The following is an 18,180-nucleotide window of genomic DNA, read 5'->3' on the forward strand; positions in this document are numbered from 1 at the left end:
ATGAACCGGTTCTTGCTCGAGGCGGCGGCTCGGCCCCGTCCAGGACCGCTCGGGCCGCCCGGGCCACCGCGTCGGGCGCCACGGCCGGCGGGTTCGGCCGCTCTGCGTCGGCTGCCCCCGCTTCTCTGGCCCGCGCGCCGGGCGTCGGCGCGGCCGCCGTACGGCCGCTCCTCGCCTCCCGACCCGTATGAACCCGACCCGTACGAGTCGGAAGGAGACTCGGTGGCGCCACGCGGTGCCGCACGGCGGCCGGAGGACGAGCCGGACTGGCCGCGTCGGGCCGCGGCACGTCCGCCTCCCTGCGGCTGCGGCGGTTTGCGACGGTGCTCGCTCATCGAACGACTACTCCTCGGGCAGGCGCACCTTTGCGCGCCTGGAAACGGCGGCTGGTTTCCGGTCCCCCCGAAGTACGGATGTGGTCGCTTTCGCATTCACCCGTACTGCACCGAGGACGACGACGCCCCCAGGCGTCACTCGGTTCCCGGTGGTGTGCATGCCGCACAGACTACGCACCGTCAAAACCCGCCTAGCCCCGAAGTTCACCCCAAATCAGGCAACTTGCCTCGGATGAATAAGTGATGTGATCCCGTTCACCATCCCCCCACTTGTCCCATCCGGATGGCCGTTCTATCGTCGTGATGTATCGAGTCGATACATCAGAGCGAGATAAGCGAGCCAGGGACGAGGAGGCGAGAGGATGAGCCGACGCTCAGGGATCCTCGAGTTCGCCGTACTCGGCCTGCTCCGCGAGTCCCCGATGCACGGCTATGAGCTGCGCAAACGACTCAATACATCACTGGGCGTGTTCCGTGCGTTCAGCTACGGCACGCTCTACCCCTGTCTCAAGACGCTGGTCGCCAATGGCTGGTTGATCGAAGAGCCGGGGCACGCTCCTGAAGACGCTCTCGCCGCATCACTCGCGGGACGTCGCGCCAAGATCGTCTATCGGTTGACGGCGGAAGGTAAGGAGCACTTCGAGGACCTGCTCTCGCAGACCGGCCCCGACTCCTACGAGGACGAGCACTTCGCCGCGCGTTTCGCCTTCTTCGGCCAGACGTCGCGCGACGTACGCGTACGCGTGCTGGAAGGCCGCCGCAGCCGGTTGGAGGACCGGCTGGACAAGATGCGCGTCTCCTTCGCGCGCACCCGGGAGCGCCTCGACGACTACACGCTTGAGCTCCAGCGCCACGGAATGGAGTCCGTGGAGCGCGAAGTGCGCTGGCTGAACGAGCTCATCGAGAGTGAGCGGGCCGGACGGGACCTCAAGGGGTCCGACTCCGGGGGGCCCGCTCAGCCCTCTCAGCAGAACAACACATCTGGAGCGTCGGGCAACCTGCCACGGTCCGGGGACACCCCCCGGCCCGATACGCCCGACGACACCACCACGTGAGCGCCCAGTCAGGGCCTCACTCATACACACAGGGAGCAACCGGAATGGGTTCGGTCCGCGTAGCCATCGTTGGCGTGGGCAACTGCGCCGCGTCGCTGGTCCAGGGAGTCGAGTACTACAAGGACGCCGACCCGGCGACCAAGGTCCCCGGCCTCATGCACGTCCAGTTCGGCGACTACCACGTCGGTGACGTCGAGTTCGTCGCCGCCTTCGACGTCGACGCGAAGAAGGTCGGCCTCGACCTCTCGGACGCCATCGGTGCCAGCGAGAACAACACCATCAAGATCTGCGACGTCCCGAACAAGGGCGTCACGGTCCAGCGCGGCCACACCCACGACGGGCTCGGCAAGTACTACCGCGAGACCATCGAGGAGTCCGCCGAGGCCCCGGTCGACGTCGTCCAGATCCTCAAGGACAAGCAGGTCGACGTTCTCGTCTGCTACCTGCCCGTCGGTTCCGAGGACGCGGCGAAGTTCTACGCCCAGTGCGCCATCGACGCCAAGGTCGCCTTCGTCAACGCCCTTCCGGTCTTCATCGCCGGCACCAAGGAGTGGGCGGACAAGTTCACCGAGGCGGGCGTCCCGATCGTCGGTGACGACATCAAGTCGCAGGTCGGCGCCACCATCACGCACCGTGTGATGGCGAAGCTGTTCGAGGACCGCGGTGTCCGTCTCGAGCGCACCATGCAGCTCAACGTCGGCGGCAACATGGACTTCAAGAACATGCTGGAGCGCGACCGCCTCGAGTCCAAGAAGATCTCGAAGACGCAGGCCGTCACCTCGCAGATCCCCGACCGCGACATGGGCGCCAAGAACGTCCACATCGGTCCCTCGGACTACGTGGCCTGGCTCGACGACCGCAAGTGGGCCTACGTCCGCCTCGAGGGCCGTGCCTTCGGTGACGTCCCGCTGAACCTGGAGTACAAGCTCGAGGTCTGGGACTCCCCGAACTCCGCGGGTGTCATCATCGACGCCCTGCGCGCCGCGAAGATCGCCAAGGACCGCGGCATCGGCGGCCCGATCCTGTCGGCGTCCTCGTACTTCATGAAGTCCCCGCCGGTCCAGTACTTCGACGACGAGGCCTACGCCAACGTCGAGAAGTTCATCAAGGGTGAAGTCGAGCGCTAAAGGCGCCGAAGCTCACTGAAAATCGCTCCTGCCAGGGCTGTGTCGAGGGTCCCCGGGTTGTACCGCCCGGGGACCCTCCCCGTGTGTGAGGCTGACGGGTTTCGGGATCCGTAGTGATGGGTCGATCCCATTGGCCTTATGTGGCGGCATGTCGGTGTCGCATGTGAGTACACAGATCGAATGCGTGACCTTTTCGCGGAGTTGTCGTTGATCGGATGACAACATCGCCTCGGGAAAGGGAACGCTGGTGAGCCGGATGCTGCCGCTGGGTCGGGGCGAGACGGCCCGTACGGCCTCCGCCCGTGGCCTGCTGCGGGCAGGGGTGGTGGAGAAGACAGGCGAAGTGCTGTCGGCCAGCGTGCTGGCAGAGCGGGTGGGCTGGGCAGCCGGTCTGGTATCCGGCATGACCACTGAACTGCTGGCGGCGTACTGGAACGCCACCCATGTGGACATGTTGGCCTCCGGTACGGACGCCGAAGGCCGGGCGCTGCCGTCGAACGCGTGGATGGCGCTACGACGTCTGGGCTGGACCGTGACCCCGACCAAGAACATCCGGGTCAACGACCGGATCGTGCGCATGGCCCAGGAACAGGCCGGGCGCACCCTGCGGTCGGTGAAGTGGCGCGCCGACCTGACCGCCGCGATTCTGGCGACGTGGCCCGCCTGTTCCGCGAAGCGCACCCCGAACGAGTGGGACGCCGTCCGCGCAACCGTTCCCCACGGCCGACACCTTCCCTCGAGCGTGATCAGATCCCGCACCCAGCAGATCACCGCTTTCGAACGGCGGTACGGCCGGTTTCCCGTCGATGTGTTCGAGCTAGAGGCCGCTCCACACACGGCGCAGATGCTGCTGCTGTCGGCCTGTGACAGGCAGCAGGCATCGATCGCCCGCGCCGACGATCCGAGCCGGGCGCTGCTTCGGGTACAACTGCCTACCCGCCCGGACCCGCGCTCCTACACCGACTGGACGTGGGTAGCCTGCCCCATCGTGCTGCCGCCGACCGTCCCGTCCAATGCGGCGCTGCACCTGCCCACGCTCCGTGTCCACCAGAACACGGTGCGAGCTGATCTGGCCTACACGCACGCCGTGCCGAAGGCCCGGCGCAGCGGGCACGCGATCGCGCTGGGTGTGGATTGGGGGCTGAACACGCTGCTCAGCGTGGGCGCGGTTCGGCTGCACGGCGACGGGAAGATCACTGCTCTGGGCGCGGGCGGGATGTTCCGGGCGGGCGGTGTCCTGGCCAAACAGCACCGGCTGCGCCGCGAGTCCGAGTACCTGCACACGAAGACCGACCAGTATCAGCGGCTCATGGTCGATGACGCGCAGCATCCGCTGAGGGACAAGCACCACGTGCTCGCCGAAGAGATCCGGCACGTCTCCCTCCGGCGCTCGAACCTCAACGGCGCGCTCGCCTGGGCTGCGGCCCGCTGGGTGGTCGACCAGGCCATCACCTCCAGCGCGACAGTGATCTACATCGAGGACCTCCGCTCTATGGAAGCGCGGGGCATGGGCCGTACCGTCAACACCCGCCTGTCCCAACAGGTCCGCGGGCAGATCATGGAACGGACACAGCACCTGGCCGCCGAGGCCGGTATCGCCGTCGTGACTGTGCCCGCCCGGGGCACCTCCCGGCACTGCCCCCGCTGCCTCGTCCCGCTACGCCATCGCAAGGCTCCCAACCGACCCACCGCCCCCGGCTGGAAATGGGCCGTCTGCCCCAGTCCAGAGTGCGGCTGGCAGGGCGACCGCGACACCGGGGCCTGGCAGCGCATCGCCGCCCGCGGCTTGGCCCATCAGACCAAGACCGTCACCGACAGGGCTGATGGCACCATGGCCATCCGCTCGGTGGTGGACAAGCTCGAAGCCAACGCCGTTGTCGCCCCGGCCACAAAGACCCGCCGGGACCGGTCCAAGTCCGGGCCCACCCGGCGCCAGAGCCCACGTCCCGCGCCCAGGCGACGCGGGGCACCCTCCCCCACCAGACCCTCGGGTCCGGCGGGCCAGCGTCCGGAGGGACACGCACCACCGGGCCGGAGGTGGCTGCCCCGCGCAGCCCACCGGCACCAGGGCGTGACGACGATCAGCACACCATCCCCGAGCCTTCATCCGGGGGGACCCCCATCCGGCCGACACCGGCCACGCGGAGCAGCACGAGGCGCAGGCTTCCACCTCCACGCCCACGCCACCCCGCCACGATGGGCGGATCCCGCGCCGGACATTGGGTCTGGCATGGGATCGCTTAGTTGATCTGAGACGCTGTGCGCCATGGCCGTCGTACGTGACCTGCGCGTCCTGCTGCGCTTCCAAGGCTTCAGACGCCTGCTCGCCGTACGTCTGCTCTCCCAGGGCGCCGACGGCGTCTACCAGGTCGCACTCGCCGCCTACGTCGTCTTCTCCCCGGAGAAACAGACCTCGGCCACCGCCATCGCCGCCGCCATGGCCGTGCTGTTGCTCCCCTACTCCCTCGTGGGGCCCTTCGCCGGCGTCCTGCTGGACCGCTGGCGCCGCCGTCAGGTCTTCCTCTACGGCAACCTGGTGCGCGCCCTGATGGCCACGGCGACCGCCGTCCTGATGATCAGTCACGTGCCGGACTGGCTCTTCTACGTCTCCGCGCTGTGCGTCACCGCCGTCAACCGCTTCGTCCTGTCGGGCCTGTCCGCCGCCCTGCCGCGTGTGGTCGACTCCGAGCGCCTCGTCATCGCCAACTCCCTCTCCCCGACCGCCGGCACACTCGCCGCGACGGCCGGAGGCGGCCTGGCCTTCGTCGTACGCCTGGTGTTCGCGGACTCCGATGCCGCGGTCGTGCTGCTGGGCGCCGCCCTCTACCTGTGCGCGGCGCTGGCCTCGCTGCGCATGTCACGGGAGCTTCTGGGCCCCGACCAGGAGTTGGTGCGGCCCGGCCTCTCAGCCGCCCTCTCCGGCACCGCGAACGACCTGGTGGCCGGCGTACGCCACCTCGCCTCCCCACCGCGCCGAGAGGCCGCCCGGGCGCTCGCCACGATGACGCTCATGCGGTTCTGCTACGGCGCCCTGCTGGTGATGCTGCTAATGCTCTGCCGGTACGAGTTCTCCTCGACCACCGATGACGGACTCGCCCTGCTGGGGCTGGCGTTGGGCACCTCCGGCGCGGGCTTCTTCGTGGCTGCGGTGTTGACGCCCTGGGCGGCGGGACGGCTCGGCCCCGGTCGCTGGATCGCCGTGTGCGCAGCGTCCGCCGCGGTCCTGGAACCGGCTCTCGGCCTCCCTTTCGCCGTCGCGCCCATGCTCGTCGCGGCGTTCGTCCTGGGCCTGACCACGCAGGGAGCGAAGATCGCGACGGACACCATCGTGCAGTCGTCGGTCGACGACGGGTTCCGGGGCCGGATCTTCTCCGTCTACGACGTGCTGTTCAACATCGCGTTCGTGGGCGCGGCCGCCATGGCTGCCCTGATGCTGCCGCCCGACGGGCGTTCTCTGGTGCTGGTGGTCACGGTGGCCGTTATCTACGGGGCAGTTGCGGCGACTATGGCCCGCTTTGAACGCCCGTAAGTGTCACATCAATGACACAGAGTCCCCCTGGGTTGCAGGAGTGTCAGTGGGGCCCGGTAACTTACGTGCGTCTTACTCGCTCCTTATGCGTGCCACACGCCCATGTTCTAGGGGGACCCCCAAGTGACTACTCCGCCGCCCCAGGGCCAGAACCCGTACGCCCAGGGCCAGCAGCTCCCGGCCCCGTACCCGCCCCAGGGCGGTAACCCCTTCGCCCAGGGCCAGCCGGGCGTCCCCCCGCAGGGCGGCGCGCCGTATGCGCCGGTTCCGCCGACCCCTCCGGCCCGGCGCTTCAACAAGAAGCTGCTGCGCATCGCGGGCTTCATCGTCGTCGCGATCCTCATAGCCGGCGGCAAGTGGTTCTTCGGGCAGACCGATGCGGAGACCACGTCGGTGGGCAGCTGCATGCACAACGAAGGCACTCAGGTCAGCCCGGACCTCAAGACGGTCGACTGCGGCTCCAGCGACGCCCAGTACAAGGTCGTCGAGAAGTTCGAGGACACCAGCGACAGCGACAAGTGCGAGGCCGTCAAGGAGGCCGAGATCTCCTACTACCAGACGGGCGATGGTCACGACGTGGTTCTCTGCCTGAAGGAAGTCAAGTAGGACCTGCGGCTACGCCGAGGGGCGCTGTTTCACGTGAAACAGCGCCCCTCGGCGCATCCCGGGGGCATGTTTCACGTGAAACATGCCCCCTTTCGCTGTCTCAGCTCTGCTCGTCCCACCACTCCTTGAGCGCCTTGGCCGCAGCGTCTTCACCCATCGGCCCGTTCTCCAGGCGCAGTTCCAGCATGTGCTTGTAGGCGCGACCCACGGCCGGGCCGGGCCCCACGCCGAGGATCTCCATGATCTGGTTGCCGTCCAGGTCCGGGCGGATTGCGTCGAGCTCCTCCTGCTCCTGGAGCTGGGAGATGCGCTCCTCCAGGCCGTCGTACGCACGGGACAACGCGGCTGCCTTGCGCTTGTTGCGCGTGGTGCAGTCGGACCGGGTCAGCTTGTGGAGGCGGTCGAGGAGGGGGCCGGCGTCACGGACGTAGCGGCGGACCGCGGAGTCCGTCCACTCGCCCATGCCGTAACCGTGGAAACGCAGGTGGAGTTCGACCAGCCGCGAGACGTCCTTCACCAACTCGTTGGAGTACTTCAACGCCGTCATCCGCTTCTTGGTCATCTTCGCGCCGACCACCTCGTGGTGATGGAACGAAACCCGGCCGTCCTCCTCGAAACGGCGCGTACGCGGCTTGCCGATGTCATGCAGCAGGGCGGACAGACGCAGGACCAGGTCGGGTCCGTTCTCCTCGAGCGCGATCGCCTGCTCAAGGACGATCAGCGAGTGCTCGTAGACGTCCTTGTGCCGGTGGTGCTCGTCGCTCTCCAGACGCAGGGCCGGCAGCTCGGGCAGGACGTGGTCAGCGAGCCCGGTGTCGACCAGCAGGGTCAGTCCCTTGCGCGGGTGCGCGGAGAGGATCAGCTTGTTCAGCTCGTCCCGTACCCGCTCGGCCGAGACGATCTCGATGCGCTCCGACATCTCCTTCATCGCGGTGACGACATCGGCAGCCACCTCGAAGTCGAGCTGGGCGGCGAAGCGCGCGGCCCGCATCATCCGCAGCGGGTCGTCCGAGAAGGACGCCTCGGGAGTGCCGGGCGTGCGCAGCACACGCGCCGCGAGGTCGTCGAGCCCGCCGTGCGGATCGATGAACTCCTTCTCCGGCAGCGCGACAGCCATCGCGTTCACGGTGAAGTCACGCCGGACGAGGTCCTCCTCGATGGAGTCGCCGTACGACACCTCGGGCTTGCGTGAGGTCCGGTCGTACGCCTCCGACCGGTACGTGGTGACCTCGATCTGGTAGCCGTCCTTCTGCACCCCGACCGTGCCGAAGGCGATCCCGACCTCCCACACGGAGTCCGCCCACGGGCGCACGATCTTCAGTACGTCCTCGGGGCGGGCGTCGGTCGTGAAGTCCAGGTCATTGCCGAGCCGGCCGAGCAGCGCGTCCCGGACCGAGCCGCCGACCAGGGCGAGAGAGAACCCGGCCTCCTGGAAACGGCGGGCGAGGTCGTCGGCGACAGGGGCTACCCGCAGCAGTTCACTTACCGCGCGGAGCTGCACCTGGCTCAGGGCACTGGGGGTGTCTTCGTTGGCGTTCGGCACAACAGAAGAGGGTACGTGGCCTGGGCGACGCCGAGCGCCTCCATTAAATCTGCACAGCCAGGCATGGGACGCTCACCCCTCGGACGGGCAAAATCGCTGCCCTTTATACGCACACATACGGGACGCCCCGGACCCTTCCCCCGATCTTGTGGAGCAGTCCGCGGCACTTCCCCTCAGCGCGCATCGTTACCATGCGTGGACGCACATTCCGACGACCACTGACGACGACGAGGGACGGGCGAGCGCGTGGCCGAGGCGGCAGACTTCCAGGGGATGACTCCCTCACCTGCCCGCCGGTGGCTGCGGCGCACCGGAGCCCTGCTCGCCGGGGTGCCTCTCCTGGCCGGCCTCCTCCAGCTGCCCGCGGCCACACCCGCGTCGGCCGCGTCCGGCTCCAGCACGGTGGCCGTCGCCCTCGACACGCTCACCCCCAGCGCCCCCACGGACGGCGACACGCTCACGGTGTCCGGCACCGTGACCAACAACGGCAAGCAGGCGGTCACCGACGCCCAGGTCGACCTCCGCGTGGGGCCCTCGCTCAGTACCCGCTCGGCGATCGACACCGTCGCCAAGCGCACCGACTTCCAGCCGGGTCTCGACGGGACGGTCGTTGGCGGCAAGTACGTCAAGAAGTTCACCAAGCTCGCCCCGCGCGTCGCCCAGGACTTCAGCATCTCCGTGCCGGTCGACGAGCTGGATCTCGGCTCGGACGGCGTCTACCAGCTCGGCGTCTCCCTGACCGGTGAGACGTCCGCGCAGCAGTGGCAGCAGGTGCTCGGCATCCAGCGAACGTTCCTGCCCTGGCAGCCCGAGGGCGCCGACACGAAGACGAAGACGACCGTCCTGTGGCCGCTCGTCTCCACTGTCCACATGACGGCGGAGACGGGGTCCAACGAACAGCAGACGCCGGTCTTCCTCAACGATGACCTCGCCAAGGAGATCTCCCCGGGCGGCCGCCTGGAGCAGCTGCTGTCGCTGGGCAAGGAGCTGGACGTCACCTGGGTGATCGACCCGGACCTGCTGGCCTCCGTCGACGCGATGACACGTACCTACCGCGTCGAGTCGGGCAGCACCACCGTGGCGGGCACGCACCAGCGGGTCGCCATGGCGTGGCTTGCCGAGCTGCAGGAGGCGGTGACGGACAAGGAGGTCGTCGCCCTCCCCTTCTCCGACCCGGACCTGGCCTCCCTCGCCCACAACGGCACGACGGTCACCGGCTCGCTGAGCCACCTCAAGGAGGCCACCGACGCCGCCACCACGACGGTGAAGACGGTGCTCCACGTGACGCCGAGCACCGACTTCGCCTGGCCCGTCGAAGGTGCCGTCGACCCGTCGATCGTCAAGGTCGCAACCTCTGCCGGCGCCGACAAGGTGATCGCGCGCAGCGACAGCCTCCAGGAGACCGGCGGGCTGCCGTACACGCCTTCCTCGGCCCGCCCCATCGGCGGCGGTACGACCGCGGTGGTCTCGGACGCGCGGCTGTCCACGGCCTTCGAGGGCGATCTGACGACGGCATCCGCCACGACGCTCGCCGTGCAGAAGTTCCTCGCGTCGAGCCTGGCGCTCAACGCCCAGATCGACAAGCAGCGCAGCATCGTCGTCGCTCCGCAGCGCATGGCGACGGCGAGCCAGGCCCGGGCGATGGCCGAGGCGGTGACGGCCCTCCAGGACGGGAACTGGTTCCAGGCTCAGGGCCTCACGTCGGCGGCCGCCGCCAAGCCGGACACGAGTGCCACCACCAAGGTGCCGTCGGTGTCCGCCTACCCGTCCTCGCTGCGCAAGCAGGAGCTGCCCAAGGCGGCCTTCGAGCAGATCGCGACCACGCAGGACAAGCTCGACAGGTTCAAGGTGATCCTCACCGACGCGTCCCGGGTGGTGACCCCCTTCGGGCGGGCCATGAACCGCGAGATGTCCACGTCGTGGCGCGGCCGCGCCGCCGAGGCGAACCGCTACCGCAACGCCGTGGAGCAGTACCTCAACTCCCTGGTCTCCCAGGTCAGGCTGATCGACAAGTCCGAGACCAAGCTCTCCGGACGCAGCGCCACGATCCCCGTGACCGTCCAGAACAACCTGGTGCAGGGCGTCGAGCACCTGGTGCTGCGGCTCAGCTCGACGAGCCCGACCCGCCTCAAGATCGGCGACGGCGACTACCAGGAGCAGCAGGTCGAGGTCTCCGGCGGGCACAGCCAGTCGGTGAAGTTCACCACCTCCGCCCAGGCCAACGGTCGGGCCACGGTGACCGCCCAGCTGTACACGGAGGACGGCCAGGCGTACGGCGACCCGGTCCAGTTCGACGTGCGGGTCACCGAGTTCACGGCCACCGTCATGCTGGTCATCGGTGGCGGCTTCCTCCTGCTCGTCCTGGCCGGCTTCCGGATGTACACGCAGCGCAAGCGCGCCGCCGCCCGGGAGGCCACGGAGGACGACCCCGACGAGACCGGCGAGGCCGTGGACGCCACGGAGAACCCCGCGGACTCCGAGGGCCGTCCCACGAAGGAGTCCGGCACCGGGCGCGGGGCAGACGACCCGCAGCAGCAGAGTGACCCTGCACCGGACACCGCAGCGGAAAGCGCCGACCCGTCCGGCACGGGTGAGAGAGTGGACCGTTGAGGATGTCGTGGCCGCCGATGGGCCCGGGACGATGAGGTGGGGTAGCCATGAACGCGCCGTACGACGGTGACCGCGGCCAGGCCGCGGGCAGCTCGGGCCACCCCGAGGGCCCGCCGCCCGAGCACGGCCAGGTGCCGCCGCAGCCCCCCGCGGACATGTACCTCCAGGACGCCTACGACCAGGACCCCTACCGGGCGCAGGACCTCTCCGCCCAGGACCCGGTCGCCGAGGCGCTCTACGACCGCGCCGCGCACCCTCCGCCGCCCCCCGGCACGTATCAGCCGCAGCAGCCGCTGTATGCCCAGCCTCAGCAGTCCCCGTACGCACCGGACCCGCACGTGTGGGCCCAGACGCCGGCTCCCGAGCCGGAGGGTCCCACCCAGTACCTGCCGTACGGCGACGATCCCCGCACGACTCAGTACGTCGGCGTCGACGACCTCGTCACTCACTCCGCCGAGGAGCGCCACGAGCCGGACGCCTTCGCCCACCTCTTCCGTGACCAGCAGCAGGGTGGCGGCCAGCCGCCGTACCAGCCCCCGTCGGTCCCCGGTCCCTCACCGGCACCGGTCCCGGGCGCCGAGCCCCCCATGCCGCCCCTCGCGGACAGGACCATGAACCTGGGCACCGCCCCCGTACCGCCTCCGCCCGCGCCGGCTCCGGCGAAGAAGGGCGGCAAGGCCACGGGCCTGCTGAAGTCCAGCGCGGTGATGGCGGCGGGCACGATGGTGTCCCGGCTCACCGGGTTCGTGCGCTCCGCGATGATCGTCTCGGTACTGGGTCTCGGCCTCCTCGGCGACTCCTTCCAGGTCGCCTACCAGCTGCCGACGATGATCTACATCCTGACCGTCGGCGGCGGCCTCAACTCCGTCTTCGTGCCGCAGTTGGTGCGTGCCATGAAGGACGACGAGGACGGCGGCGAGGCGTACGCCAACCGGCTGTTGACGCTCGTCATGGTGGTGCTCGCCGCGCTCACCGCACTGGCGATGTTTGCCGCCCCGCTCCTGGTCCGCGTTCTGTCGAACCCGGTCGCGACCAACCCCGCGGCCAACGAGGTCGCCGTCACCTTCACCCGCTACTTCCTGCCGTCGATCTTCTTCATGGGCATCCACGTGGTGATGGGACAGATCCTCAACGCCCGCGGCAAGTTCGGCGCGATGATGTGGACCCCGGTCCTCAACAACATCGTCATCATCGTGACGCTCGGGACGTTCCTCTGGGTGTACGGCACCGCGGAGCGCTCCGGCATGGCGGTCACCAACATCCCGCCGGAGGGCCAGCGTCTCCTCGGCGTCGGCATCCTGCTCGGCATGGTGGTCCAGGCACTGTCGATGATCCCGTACCTGCGGGAGACCGGCTTCCGGATGCGGCTGCGCTTCGACTGGAAGGGACACGGCCTCGGCAAGGCCGCCATGCTCGCCAAGTGGACGATCCTGTTCGTCCTGGCCAACCAGGCGGGCGCCCTCGTCGTCACCCAGCTCTCCACCGCCTCCGGCATCGACTCCGGCGTGAAGGGCACGGGTTTCGCCGCCTACGCCAACGCCCAACTGATCTGGGGCCTTCCGCAGGCCATCATCACCGTGTCCCTCATGGCCGCCCTGCTGCCCCGCATCTCGCGCTCGGCCGCGGAGAACGACGCCGGCGCGGTCCGCGACGACATCTCCCAAGGTCTCCGGACCACGGCCGTCGCGATCGTGCCCATCGCCTTCGGCTTCGTCGCCCTCGGCATCCCGATGTGCACCCTGATCTTCGGCGCCTCGGGCGCCGACCAGGCCACGAACATGGGCTTCATGCTGATGGCCTTCGGTCTGGGCCTGATCCCGTTCTCCGTGCAGTACGTCGTCCTGCGCGCCTTCTATGCCTACGAGGACACCCGGACCCCGTTCTACAACACGGTCATCGTGGCGGCCGTCAACGCCGCCGCGTCCGCCGTCTGCTACTTCGTGATCCCGGCCCGCTGGGCCGTGGTCGGCATGGCCGCCTCGTACGGCCTCGCCTACGCCGTCGGCGTCGGCGTCGCCTGGAACCGTCTGCGCAAGCGGCTCGGCGGGGACCTGGACGGTGCCCGCGTGATGCGGACGTACGCCAGACTGTGCATCGCCTCGGTACCGGCGGCAGTCCTCAGCGGCGCGGTCTGCTACGGCATCGGCCACACCCTCGGGCAGGGCGTCATCGGATCGTTCGCCGCCCTGATCGTCGGCGGGGTCGTTCTGCTCGGGATCTTCTTCGTGGCCGCGCGCAAGATGCGCATCGAGGAGCTGAACTCCCTGGTCGGCATGGTGCGCGGACGGCTGGGGCGCTGATAAACGGGTACGCGCACAACCATCGTCCGCCACCGTGTGTCGTGCATAGCGGCGGACTGTGGGCACAATTGGGTTCGGCGTCGGACGGCGCGCACGGAAGTCGGTCGGCGCGCAACGAATGGGGAGGCAGGAACGACGGTGGCGGAACGCAGCACGGCTGCCGTCGACGTGGCAGACAACAGTGGCGACGAGCCGCTGACCGCACAGGCGGACCAGTCCACGGCCGACGGGGTGGCCCAGAACCGGGAGCGGGACACGGACAACAAAGAGGCACAGGGGAGTGGTGGGACCGAGAGTCCCGGGAAAGCCTCACCGCCCGAACTGCACAGCGGCCACAAGCTCGCCAGACGCTACCGGCTCGAGGAGTGCGTCACCCGCCTGGACGGCTTCAGCAGCTGGCGTGCGGTCGACGAGAAACTCCGCCGCGCGGTCGGCGTCCACATCCTGCCCGCTGACCACTCACGGGCTCGTTCCGTCCTGGCCGCGGCCCGTTCGTCCGCGCTCCTCGGTGACCCTCGCTTCGTCCAGGTGCTGGACGCCGTCGAGGAGAACGATCTCGTCTATGTCGTCCACGAGTGGCTGCCCGACGCCACCGAGCTGACCACGCTTCTGGCCCCCGGGCCGCTGGAGCCGCACGACGCCTACCAGATGGTCAGCCAGATCGCCGCTGCCATGGCGGCCGCCCACCGTGAGGGCCTCGCGCATCTGCGCCTCAACCCGAACGCGGTGCTGCGTACTTCGAGCGGCCAGTGGCGCATCCGCGGTCTCGCCGTGAACGCCGCGCTGCGCGGGATCACCTCCGACACCCCGCAGCGCACCGACACCGAGGCGATCGGAGCCCTGCTGTACGCGGGGCTCACCCAGCGCTGGCCGTACGAGAGCGACGCCTACGGCCTGTCCGGACTGCCCAAGGACGTCGGCCTGATCGCCCCGGACCAGGTGCGGGCCGGCGTGCACCGCGGCCTGTCCGAGCTGTCGATGCGCGCACTCGTCAACGACGGCGCGACCGCCTCCCGCCACGAGTCCGCGTGCACCACGCCCGAGGAACTGGTGAAGGCGATCGGCGAGATGCCCCGCATCCGCCCGCCGGAGCCGGCGTTCACGGCGCCGCCCGAGTACCAGCACACGACGTACCAGCAGGGCACCTATGGTCGCCCCGCGCCGCACCCGGGTGCCACGCAGGTGATGGCGACCCCTCCGCCCCCGCTGCAGAGCCGCACCGGCAGGGCCCTCAAGTGGGCCGTGTCGGCCCTTCTGATCGCCGCGCTGGGCCTGGGCAGTTGGCAGCTCGCGGACGCCCTCATGGACCAGGGCAACAAGTCCGACGACACCAACCAGACCCAGACGACGGACGACAACGACAAGGGCGGCGACAAGACCAAGCCGACCAAGACGCTCGGCATTGAGGAAGCCCAGGAATATGTCGCGAGCGGCGACGCTCAGGCGCCCGGTGACGTCAAGCTGACCTACGACGGCGACAGTTCCACGTATTGGCGGACCAAGCGATACAACGCCGGTCCGACACTGGCCCCTTACAAGCCGGGCGTCGGCATCGTCTACGACCTCGGCTCGTCGCAGGAGATCTCGACCGCGTCGATAGGGCTCCGGTACCCGGGCAACAACACGACCGTGAAGCTCTACGCCACGGACTCTCTCTCACCCTCGACGGGTGTCGACGGGATGACGGAGATCGGAACCGCCACCACCAAGGACAACTCTCTTACGGTGAAGGCGTCGAAGACCGTCAAGACGCAGTACGTGCTGCTGTGGATCACGGCCGTGCCGTACGCGCCGACAGACGGGTTCAGCGGGGCCGGCTACAAGCAGGCAGTGACCGACGTGACGTTCAAGGGCTGAGCGCACCGCATCCCAGGGGAGGGGGTCCGATGGCAGATGGCACCGCATACGGCGACGTAAGCGATCAGGACCTCCTCGCCTGGCATGTGGAGGGCGATCCCGACGCCTTCGGCGAGCTCGTACGGCGTCACCGTGATCGCCTGTGGGCGGTGGCCCTGCGGACGCTCGGGGATCGCGAGGAGGCCGCTGACGCCGTTCAGGACGCCTTGGTTTCCGCCTACCGGGCCGCCCACACCTTCCGCGGCCAGTCTGCCGTCACGACGTGGCTGCACCGCATCACGGTGAACGCCTGTCTCGACCGCGCCCGCAAGGCGGCCTCCCGCAAGACGTCCCCGGTCGACGACACCGAGCGGCTGGAGCAGCTCCTGGAGCCGCACGAGTCGGCGTCGGCGCCCGCGGAGCGCAATGATCTGCACCGCCAACTTCTGGAAGCCCTCGGCACGCTTCCGCCCGACCAACGGGCGGCCCTCGTCCTGGTGGACATGCAGGGATACCCGGTGGCCGAGGCCGCCCGCATGCTCGACGTCCCGACCGGCACGGTGAAGAGCCGCTGCGCCCGCGGCAGAGCCAGACTCCTCCCCCTCCTCACTCATCTGCGGCCGGAAAACACCGGTGACAGCAGAGAACCGAGCGGGGGACGGAACCGGGTGCAGGGGACATCCGTCCCACCCGCAGCGGAACCTCGTGACGGAGGTCCCCGCGAGACAGGTCCAGGCGATTCAGCTGCTGTGAAGGGCGGAGGTGGGCGAGCGTGACATCGACAGACACGGCCGGGCACCCGGACGTCGCGGAGATCTCCGATCTCACCGAAGGCATTCTCCCCCCGTCCCGGACCACGGACGTACGGCGGCATCTGGACGAATGCGAGCTCTGCGCAGACGTCCACGCGTCCTTGGAGGAGATCCGGGGTCTGCTCGGTACGATGCCGGGTCCCCCACGCATGCCCGACGACGTCGCGAGCCGAATCGACGCCGCACTGGCCGCCGAGGCTCTGCTCAACGCCACAGCCCCCGACACCGTGGATGCCCCCGCGCTCATCGAGGCGCATGTTTCACGTGAAACATCGATGTCGGCGGACCGACCCGTCGGCCGCCCCCGCAGCTCCACTACAGGCCCGGGCCGCAAGGATCGCTCCCGTGACGGGCGCCGCAGGATCGCCGTTCTCGGCACGGTGTTCACGGTCGCCGCTCTGGGGCTCGGTTCGGTCCTGTTGTCGTCCTTCAACGACGGCAAGCCGTCCGACCCGTCCACACAGGCCGCCGTCTTCTCCGGGAAAAAGGTCGAGACCGAGGTCTCCGCACTTCTGGCACAGAGCTCCGGGGCAAACTCTCGCGCCCCCCAGAGTCTCGGTGTGAACACCGTCCCCGAGAACAACCTCAAGAACAAGACCGTCCCTCGGGTGCCTGCGTGCGTCCTTCAGGGCATCGGTCGCGAGGACGACGCAATGGCCGCCAAGAAGGGCACGTACGACGGCGATCCGGCGTATCTCGTGGTGATGCCCGACGCGAAGGACACCAGCCGTGTCGATGCCTACGTGGTCGACGCCGCCTGCGAAACGGATTCCTCGTCCTCGGCGAAGGTTCTGCTGACGCACTCCTACACGCGATCCGCAGGCTGACACTTCACGCGCGGTCCACGGGCTGATCCTTCGCCTCCGGCCGGCGTGGTATCCCGTACGGTGTCGCCTCTCCGTGTGCCCGGACACACCGGGAATGCGCGCCCCTTAGGATCCGTTGGGTGGGGTGAGAGTTCTGACAGGGGCTCCCGCCGGCCGTACTGACGCAGTCCAGAGACGAGGAACCAAGTCGTGAGCGACGTCCGTAACGTGATCATCATCGGCTCCGGGCCTGCCGGCTATACGGCGGCGCTCTACACCGCGCGCGCGTCGCTGAAGCCGCTGGTCTTCGAGGGCGCCGTCACCGCAGGTGGTGCGCTGATGAACACCACCGAGGTGGAGAACTTCCCGGGCTTCCAGGACGGCATCATGGGTCCCGAGCTCATGGACAACATGCGCGCCCAGGCCGAGCGCTTCGGCGCCGAACTCATCCCGGACGACATCGTCAACGTCGATCTGACCGGCGAGATCAAGACCGTCACCGACACCGCCGGCACGGTCCACAAGGCGAAGGCCGTCATCGTCACCACGGGCTCGCAGCACCGCAAGCTCGGCCTGCCCAACGAGGACGCTCTCTCCGGCCGTGGCGTCTCCTGGTGTGCGACCTGCGACGGCTTCTTCTTCAAGGACCACGACATCGCCGTGATCGGCGGCGGTGACACCGCAATGGAGGAGGCCACCTTCCTCTCGCGCTTCGCCAAGTCCGTGACGATCGTCCACCGCCGGGACACTCTGCGCGCCTCCAAGGCGATGCAGGAGCGCGCCTTCGCCGACCCGAAGATCAAGTTCGTGTGGGACAGCGAGGTCGCCGAGATCCAGGGCGACCCGAAGCTGGCCGGCCTGAAGCTGCGCAACCTCAAGACGGGCGAGCTCTCGGACCTCCCTGTGACCGGCCTGTTCATCGCGATCGGCCACGACCCGCGCACCGAGCTCTTCAAGGGTCAGCTGGAGCTGGACGAGGAGGGCTACCTGAAGGTGGAAGCCCCCTCCACGCGGACCAACCTGACGGGTGTCTTCGGCGCCGGCGACGTTGTCGACCACACCTACCGCCAGGCGATCACCGCGGCCGGCACCGGCTGCTCCGCCGCCCTCGACGCCGAGCGTTTCCTCGCCGCCCTCGCTGACGAGGAGCAGGCGGAGCCCGAGAAGACCGCTGTCTGACCCTCCCTTCCACCCCACCCCGCATAACCAGTTAAGGAGCCCGCCGTGGCCGGCACCCTGAAGAACGTGACCGACGACTCCTTCGAGCAGGACGTCCTCAAGAGCGACAAGCCCGTACTGGTGGACTTCTGGGCCGCCTGGTGCGGTCCGTGCCGCCAGATCGCTCCGTCCCTCGAGGCGATCGCCGCCGAGTACGGCGACAAGATCGAGATCGTCAAGCTCAACATCGACGAGAACCCGGGTACGGCCGCCAAGTACGGCGTCATGTCCATCCCGACCCTGAACGTCTATCAGGGTGGCGAGGTCGCCAAGACCATCGTCGGCGCGAAGCCGAAGGCCGCGATCGTTCGCGACCTCGAGGACTTCATCGCCGAGTGACGTTCCACGTGACAGCTGAATGATGTTTCACGTGAAACACGAATGGGCCAGCCCGTGAGGGCTG

At 68.7% G+C, this 18,180-nt stretch carries 13 protein-coding genes; 12 read left to right on the forward strand and 1 reads right to left on the reverse strand.

Annotation, left to right across the window (positions count from 1 at the left end; all coding sequences use genetic code 11):
- The first annotated feature begins 697 nt into the window (after positions 1 to 697).
- From TN53_RS01835 to TN53_RS01855, 5 genes are all read left to right on the forward strand, one after another.
- A complete protein-coding gene (locus TN53_RS01835; RefSeq protein WP_046256494.1) occupies positions 698 to 1,390 on the forward strand; it encodes a PadR family transcriptional regulator in 693 nt (230 codons plus the stop codon).
- A gap of 44 nt (positions 1,391 to 1,434) precedes the next feature.
- Positions 1,435 to 2,517, forward strand: a complete 1,083-nt coding sequence (locus TN53_RS01840) for an inositol-3-phosphate synthase (protein WP_046256495.1) — start codon at positions 1,435 to 1,437, stop codon at positions 2,515 to 2,517.
- 325 nt (positions 2,518 to 2,842) lie between these two features.
- Positions 2,843 to 4,765 carry a zinc ribbon domain-containing protein gene (locus tag TN53_RS01845; protein WP_234441491.1) on the forward strand — a complete coding sequence of 641 codons (1,923 nt, stop codon included), beginning with the start codon at positions 2,843 to 2,845 and terminating at the stop codon, positions 4,763 to 4,765.
- An 18-nt stretch (positions 4,766 to 4,783) separates the two neighbouring features.
- On the forward strand, positions 4,784 to 6,046 hold the full coding sequence (locus TN53_RS01850; RefSeq protein WP_046256497.1) for an MFS transporter: 1,263 nt from the start codon (positions 4,784 to 4,786) through the stop codon (positions 6,044 to 6,046).
- Between the two features lie 123 nt (positions 6,047 to 6,169).
- Entirely contained in the window at positions 6,170 to 6,652 is a 483-nt protein-coding gene (locus tag TN53_RS01855; protein WP_046256498.1) for a proline-rich domain-containing protein, read from the forward strand.
- 100 nt (positions 6,653 to 6,752) lie between these two features.
- On the opposite strand, the gene TN53_RS01860 is transcribed toward TN53_RS01855, so the two are convergent.
- Positions 6,753 to 8,195: a CCA tRNA nucleotidyltransferase gene (locus TN53_RS01860; RefSeq protein WP_046256499.1), complete on the reverse strand. Its 1,443-nt coding sequence runs from the start codon at positions 8,193 to 8,195 to the stop codon at positions 6,753 to 6,755.
- A 246-nt stretch (positions 8,196 to 8,441) separates the two neighbouring features.
- Here TN53_RS01860 and TN53_RS01865 point away from each other — a divergent pair, with 246 nt between their 5' ends.
- The 7 genes from TN53_RS01865 to trxA all read left to right on the forward strand — a co-directional run bounded on the left by TN53_RS01865 (position 8,442) and on the right by trxA (position 18,116).
- Positions 8,442 to 10,805: a DUF6049 family protein gene (locus tag TN53_RS01865; RefSeq protein ID WP_046256500.1), complete on the forward strand. Its 2,364-nt coding sequence runs from the start codon at positions 8,442 to 8,444 to the stop codon at positions 10,803 to 10,805.
- A 47-nt stretch (positions 10,806 to 10,852) separates the two neighbouring features.
- Positions 10,853 to 13,105 (forward strand): murein biosynthesis integral membrane protein MurJ, encoded by a 2,253-nt coding sequence (gene murJ, locus TN53_RS01870; protein WP_046256501.1) that lies wholly within the window; start codon positions 10,853 to 10,855, stop codon positions 13,103 to 13,105.
- A 138-nt stretch (positions 13,106 to 13,243) separates the two neighbouring features.
- Entirely contained in the window at positions 13,244 to 14,962 is a 1,719-nt protein-coding gene (locus TN53_RS01875) for a protein kinase family protein (RefSeq protein WP_046256502.1), read from the forward strand.
- 29 nt (positions 14,963 to 14,991) lie between these two features.
- Entirely contained in the window at positions 14,992 to 15,717 is a 726-nt protein-coding gene (gene sigM, locus TN53_RS01880; protein WP_046256503.1) for an RNA polymerase sigma factor SigM, read from the forward strand.
- Positions 15,714 to 16,580, forward strand: a complete 867-nt coding sequence (locus TN53_RS01885; protein WP_046256504.1) for an anti-sigma factor family protein — start codon at positions 15,714 to 15,716, stop codon at positions 16,578 to 16,580. The genes sigM and TN53_RS01885 overlap by 4 nt, the downstream gene beginning before the upstream one ends.
- A gap of 189 nt (positions 16,581 to 16,769) precedes the next feature.
- On the forward strand, positions 16,770 to 17,738 hold the full coding sequence (gene trxB / locus TN53_RS01890) for a thioredoxin-disulfide reductase (RefSeq protein WP_046256505.1): 969 nt from the start codon (positions 16,770 to 16,772) through the stop codon (positions 17,736 to 17,738).
- Between the two features lie 45 nt (positions 17,739 to 17,783).
- A complete protein-coding gene (gene trxA, locus TN53_RS01895; protein ID WP_007383275.1) occupies positions 17,784 to 18,116 on the forward strand; it encodes a thioredoxin in 333 nt (110 codons plus the stop codon).
- The last annotated feature ends 64 nt before the right edge of the window (positions 18,117 to 18,180 follow it).

It is taken from the genome of Streptomyces sp. WM6386 (assembly GCF_000972385.1).
In the GTDB taxonomy this organism is placed as follows: Bacteria; Actinomycetota; Actinomycetes; order Streptomycetales; family Streptomycetaceae; genus Streptomyces.

Bases quoted from the DNA above. Each gene is read 5' to 3' on its own strand.
- TN53_RS01835 (WP_046256494.1), top strand. From the start codon at position 698: ATGAGCCGACGCTCAGGGATCCTCGAGTTCGCCGTACTCGGCCTGCTC.
- TN53_RS01840 (WP_046256495.1), top strand. From the start codon at position 1,435: ATGGGTTCGGTCCGCGTAGCCATCGTTGGCGTGGGCAACTGCGCCGCG.
- TN53_RS01850 (WP_046256497.1), top strand. From the start codon at position 4,784: ATGGCCGTCGTACGTGACCTGCGCGTCCTGCTGCGCTTCCAAGGCTTC.
- murJ (WP_046256501.1), top strand. From the start codon at position 10,853: ATGAACGCGCCGTACGACGGTGACCGCGGCCAGGCCGCGGGCAGCTCG.
- sigM (WP_046256503.1), top strand. From the start codon at position 14,992: ATGGCAGATGGCACCGCATACGGCGACGTAAGCGATCAGGACCTCCTC.